This is a genomic window from Methanosarcina spelaei (assembly GCF_002287235.1).
Lineage (GTDB): Archaea > Halobacteriota > Methanosarcinia > Methanosarcinales > Methanosarcinaceae > Methanosarcina > Methanosarcina spelaei.
Genome location: NZ_LMVP01000120.1, coordinates 1 through 6,477, shown reverse-complemented (window position 1 = coordinate 6,477; position 6,477 = coordinate 1). Strand labels below are relative to the sequence as shown.

At 39.6% G+C, this 6,477-nt stretch carries 2 protein-coding genes; both read left to right on the top strand.

The window, feature by feature from the left end; genetic code table 11:
- Positions 1-417 precede the first annotated feature (417 nt).
- Complete coding sequence (locus ASJ81_RS07995; protein WP_245859936.1) at positions 418-3,456, top strand: chemotaxis protein CheB; 3,039 nt, start codon at positions 418-420, stop codon at positions 3,454-3,456.
- A gap of 643 nt (positions 3,457-4,099) precedes the next feature.
- Positions 4,100-6,130 carry an MEDS domain-containing protein gene (locus ASJ81_RS07990; protein WP_095644023.1) on the top strand — a complete coding sequence of 677 codons (2,031 nt, stop codon included), beginning with the start codon at positions 4,100-4,102 and terminating at the stop codon, positions 6,128-6,130.
- Positions 6,131-6,477 lie beyond the last annotated feature (347 nt).

The window sequence follows — 6,477 nt, the reverse complement described above, 5'->3', positions numbered from 1 at the left end:
TAAGCTATTTTGATAAAAGTTACACTTTAGAAAGTAGCGGAGCGTATTGATTTTAGATAAAATATTCAAAAAAAATATCTAATGAATAAACAAATTCTTTGGCAAAAATGCCAAAGAATTTGTTTTTCAAGATTATTGCAGCTTTTTGAGGTAGTTAGCAGAGAAAATTGTAGGTTTGAGGAAAGAACAATAAGAGAAATCACTAGATTATGGAATTGTGTCACATAAAGACACAGAAAATATATGTGATCTCCTTCTATTGGGTTTATGTATGTTTCACAATTAAGTAATTAGTAACAATGTCTAGTAACAATGTCCGATGAAGATCAAGTATGTTTCTGAATAACATTTTGGAAGAACGTGTACTGTAGATAGTTTTGATAAAAAATACCTGTAATTGAAGATGGGTGTGATAACATGGACAATGAAAAGGAGCCCACAGGCAAAGAAGAAATGCAGAGGTCAAAAGAAGAAGAGCCACAAACTATAAAAAAAATCTCAACTGGAGAACATTCTGTTCTGGATGTATCTTTGGATGAGTCTCCAAAAAAGGACTTTCCAATTGTAGGCATCGGGGCATCGGCTGGTGGGCTAGCTGCATTCGAAGCTTTCTTTTCAGCCATGCCATCAGACACCGATCCCGGAGTGGCTTTTGTCCTGGTACAACATCTGGATCCAAATTATAAAAGCATCCTTTCAGATCTGATCAGGAGCTTTACCAGAATGCCTGTATACGAAGCTACAAATTGGACAGATATTGAACCTAACTGTGTTTACATCATTCCGCCGAACCGCGATATGGTCCTTCGGAACGGTGTGCTCCAGTTGATGGAACCATCCCAACCGCATGGTCATCGCCTACCTATTGATATATTTTTCAGCTCTCTAGCTCAGGACAAACAAGAGAAAGCTATTGGTATTGTACTCTCAGGTACTGGTAGCGACGGCACAAAGGGTGTGCAGGCTATCAAGGCTGAGGGAGGAATGGTAATGGCACAGACACCCGAGTCCAGCGAATATAACAATATGCCTCTTAGTGTCATTGCCACAGGTCAGGTAGATTACATCCTGAAGCCTGAAGAGATGCCTGCCCATCTAATTGCCTATATTAACTATGTTTTCGGGAAACCACGCCAAGGAGCCTCAATATTTGAAGGTTCGATGAAAAATATATTCAATTTTCTTCTCATAAAGACTGGTCATGATTTTTCTCACTATAAGTATGGTACCATCAGTCGGCGCGTTGAGCGGCGCATGGCTGTACGGAATATAGAGAATATGGATGAATATGTACGTTATTTAGCGCAAAAGCCCTCTGAGGTTGAAGCTCTCTTTCATGACCTTTTAATCGGCGTCACCAGTTTTTTCCGTAATCCTGAAGCTTTTAGAGCACTCCAGGAACAGGTTATCCCGTGTCTCTTTGTCGGCAAGTATCCAGAGTCGTCAATACGCGTCTGGGTGCCCGGATGTTCAACTGGGGAAGAGGCATATTCCATAGCTATTTTACTTCAGGAACAGATGGAAAACTTGAACCAAAATTTTAGAGTGCAGATTTTCGCCACTGATATTGACAGTAAGACTATCGAAAAAGCTCGGAGTGGCCGCTATCCAGCCAATATTGCCGCCGATATATCACCTGAAAGACTTAAGCGCTTCTTCACTCTGGATTCGGATGGCTACTACCACATTCAGCACAATATCCGTGAAATGGTTATTTTTTCCGAGCAGGATATTATTAAGGACCCTCCATTCTCTAAGCTTGACCTCATCAGTTGTCGCAACTTGCTGATCTATATGGACAAAGAACTGCAGAAGAAACTAAGTCCTCTCTTCCACTATGCATTGAACCCGGGTGGATTTCTCTTTCTTGGTCCCTCCGAAAATGTGGGTGAGTTCACTAATCTTTTTGACACACTGGATCGCAAGTCAAAACTGTATATAAAAAAAGGAGGCGCTAGCAGTGAGTATTTCCTTTCCATAGGGACTTTTATCTCACCATCTATGAAAATCCAAGTCAGGAAACCTTCAGGCAACGTTCCTGTCGAAATCCTACCTCAACTGCGCAAGCTGACCGAGCAGACAATGCTGAAATATTACGCCCCTGTCAGTGTTCTGATCGACGAACAAGGTAATATCCTGTACATTTATGGCCGTACTGGCATGTACCTTGAGCCGGCTTCGGGTGAAGTCGGCATGAACATACTGAGTATGGCTCGAGAGGGATTAAGGTCGGAATTGACTACAGCCCTGCACAGAGCCATTATAAATAAAGCGCCGGTGTTTTACCCCAGAGTGCGAGTTAAAACCAATGGTGATTCTACCACAATTAATCTGGTAGTACGACCTGTAGAGCGAGACCATGATACAGCAACCTGGCTAAACTTGTTCCTGGTCACTTTTGAGGAACCACTGGAGTTGGAGCAGATCGAAACTAAAAAGGCCACCTCCATAGATGCTGGTGAAAAAGCTTGTGAAACGGATGTGGATTTGCAAATCTTAAAGCTGAAAAAGGAGTTACAGGCCAAGGAAGAAAGCTTAAAAGCTTCCAATGAGGAACTGATGACTTCCAATGAAGAACTTAAATCTGCAAACGAAGAGATGCAGTCAGTCAACGAGGAACTACAGTCAACAAACGAGGAACTGGAGACCTCAAGGGAGGAACTGCAATCAGTAAATGAGGAACTTGGCACGGTCAATATCGAACTACAAAACAGAGTAGCTGAACTGTCTCAAGCCAATAACGACATGAACAACCTCCTGGCTGGAACAGGCATAGGCACTATCTTTGTGGACTATCAACTACGCATCATGCGCTTCACTCCTCCGGTTACACGTTTGATAAACCTGATCCCGTCAGACATTGGAAGGCCGGTTGGACATATTGTCTCAAACCTTATAGGTTACGATCGCCTGGTAGAGGACATAAAGGAGGTGTTGGAAAGTCTGATACCTAAAGATATTGAAGTCCAGACTAAGGAGAATACCTGGTATTTACTGAGTATCCGGCCATATCGTACCCTTGAAAACACTATTGAAGGAGCGGTAATTACTTTTACGGATATTTCCGAAATGGAACGGATAAAGCTTAAGGAGTCTGAAACTATGCGCCGTCTGGTTGCAATAGTGCACGATGCAAGCGATGCTATAACATTGCAGGATATGGAAGGCAATATCCTGGCATGGAATCCAAAGGCAGAGAGTATTTACGGCTGGAGTGAAACCGAAGCACTCTCAATGAATATTAGCAGTCTGATCCCTGAGGATCGGAAAACAGAAGAGTTGTCTATAGTGAAAAAGCTTAGTCAGGCTGAGGTCCTTGAACCTTACTGCACCCAAAGAATTACTAAAGATGGCAGGATAGTGGATGTTTGGCTAACTGCCACTTCTCTGGTAAAGGAAGCGGGAAACGTTTATGCAATTACAACCACGGAACGGGAAATAAAATTAGATAAATAGTGAGAATAAAAGCTAGAAATAAAAAACTTTCCAGATCAGGCTGTCTCAAAACTCAACTTATTTCTACAATTGGATAATTGACATTGTTGGTTTTGACTTTATATCGTAAATGACATTGTTGGTTTTGACTTTATATTGTAAATGACTTTATATCGGGAATTATTGAAATTCAGGAGTATATTTACTATGAAGTAGAATATATCATCCCAATTGTAGAGTCAACTGTAGTTTTGAGATAGGTTTTAGAGGATGACTTTTCATGGACTCATAGGAATTTGATAAGTTACTCAATATCAGAAAATCTTGAGTTGCTGTCATCGAAGAAAGTATTATATTAGGGTAAACTAATTAATTAAGTTACTTATATGTACGAACTAAGCTCACTTTGCTTAATAGATAAGTGTCAATTTTGTTATGTGATTTAATATAAAACATAATTGTTGGGTCAGTTTTGATTAAATCTAAAAAAATTAGCAGAATATATGTTTACTAGAACTAAGTCTATTCCTGTGCTTACACTTTTTATTAATTAACTTCAGGGTTCAAAATATTAGAACCGAAACTGTGAAAAATGAGAGAATTAAGGCATGTAAATTCATAAAAAACATTTGCCTTTACATTCTCAATTTGGAGGAAATTTGAAGTGAAAGAAAGCCTGAGGAAATCTGGCATTGATATTATTGGAGATATACCCTGGGGCACACATATCTGTCAATTCTATCAAACAAAAGAAGATTTAATGGATACACTGGTTCCTTACTTCAAGACGGGACTGGAAAACAACGAGTTTAATATGTGGATCACATCGGAACCTCTGGAAGTAGAAGATGCAAGAGAATTCCTGAGAGTGGCTGTTCCCGATATTGATAGCTATTTGGAGAAAGGACAAATACAAATTATTCCCTACTATCGGTTTTATACAGAAGAGGGAGCTTTTGATTCGGAGAGAGTCTTAAATGTCCTGGTTGAAAAACTCAATAAGGCTCTGGCAAGTGGATACGATGGATTGAGGTTGAGTGGAAACGCTTTGTGTTTGGAGAAAAAGGATCGGAGCGATTTTGTTAACCATGAGATAAAACTGGACAGTAATATAGGCAATTATCAGATGATCGCTCTCTGCACTTATTCTCTTGACAGGTTCGATGCACCTGAGGTCATTGAGGTGGCTATCAACCACCAGTTTGTGCTAATCAAAAGGGAAGGAAAATTGGAACAGATAAAAAATTCCAGGTGTGAAAAGGAAGAAGAAAAAATCCGGAGTTTAGCAGATATTGTGGAGTTATCAAATGATGCTATTTTAACTATATCGCTTGATGGCACTATTACCAGCTGGAACAAAGGTGCAGAGCAAACTTATGGCTATTCAGCTAAAGAAATTATAGGGAAGCCAATATCCATCCTTGAACCGTCCGTCTTAGTTGAGGAAACAGAAGAATTAATCGAACTATTTAATCAGGGAGATAAAATCCGCAATTATGAGACTTTAAGGTTAAGAGAAGATGGCAGGATAATAAATGTTTCAGTAACTTTTTCTCCGATACTTGACGCCTCTAAAAAGCTGGTTTCTATCTCAGTCATCTCCAGGGATATAACCAGAAGTAAAAGAGTCGAAGAAAAACTCCGGAAAAGTGAAGAAAGATACAGAATCGCTACTGAGCAGACAGGGCAAGTGGTATATGAATATGATTTAAGAACAGATAAGAGCAGCTGGGCAGGTGCTATAGAAGAAGTTACAGGGTATAGCTTTGAAGAGTTCCAGAGGTTTGGCAAGGAAGTGTGGCTTAAAAATATCCATCTAACAGATATGAGTAATGGGGATGAAAAATTTCAGAGTGCGAGAAAGACCGGAGGTAGATTTAAGGAAGAACTAAGGTTAAGAAAAAAAGATGGAAGTTGCATTTATGTAGAAAGTAACGGAGTCTGGCTTATGGGTGATGACGGCCAGCCTTATGGAGCTATCGGAGTACTGAAAGACATTACTGAAAGAAAAAAAACAGAATATTTCCTTAAGAGTATAGAAAATGCCCGTAAAAAGGAAATCCACCACAGGATCAAGAACAACCTTCAGGTAATTTCTTCCCTTCTCGATCTTCAGGCTGATAAGTTCAATGACACAAAAGTTGTTGAAGCTTTCAGGGAAAGCCAGAACCGAGTAGTTTCTATGGCTCTCATCCACGAAGAGCTGCACGAAGGCAAGGGAAGCGAGGTACTGAAATCTTCAAAATATCTAGAGAGGCTTGTCGAGAACCTTTTCCAGACATACAAATCTAGAAATGTCGATATTAGATTGAATATGGATCTGGAAGAAAATATTTTCTTTGGTATGGATACTTTAGTTCCGCTAGGGCTAATCGTCAACGAACTCGTTTCAAATTCTCTTAAACATGCGTTTATCGACAGAGATGACGGGCAGATTCAAATTAAACTTTTCAAAGAGGAATCAAGTGGATATAAAGACAATATAGCAGGAAGCAAACAAGAGAAAGTTCAAAGTACCAGTTTTATCCTGATAATCTCAGACAACGGAATAGGTATGCCTGGAGATTTTGATCTGAAGAACCCTGCTAGCCTTGGCATGCAACTGGTAACCACTCTCATAGACCAGTTAGAAGGCAAACTTGAACTGAAAAAGGACAATGGGACGGAATTCACTATAAGGTTTACAGTAGCGTAAAAGACGTAAGAGTAAAAATGTTGTGTCCGTAATTATTGATTATAGTACACTCATGCAGACTTTCCGCAGATGTCCTTTCAATTTTCATAATTTTTCTTGCTATCGTTTTCTCTGAAAATCGTCCTTGTTACTCAAAAGTGTTCTTTTGAAATTTCCCCAAATTTTCGACCTTTTGCCTTCATTGAAAACTTCCAGCAACTATTTTCCTAGGTTTCAGTTGAGATGATAAATACAAATTTTAGAATAATTTTTCCAAAAACGATAGCAGGAAAAATGTTATTTTTTTGAAGATATGTCGGGTAAGTCGGGAGGATTACTCCTCCTTTCTACCCTAGGAACCGTACTTG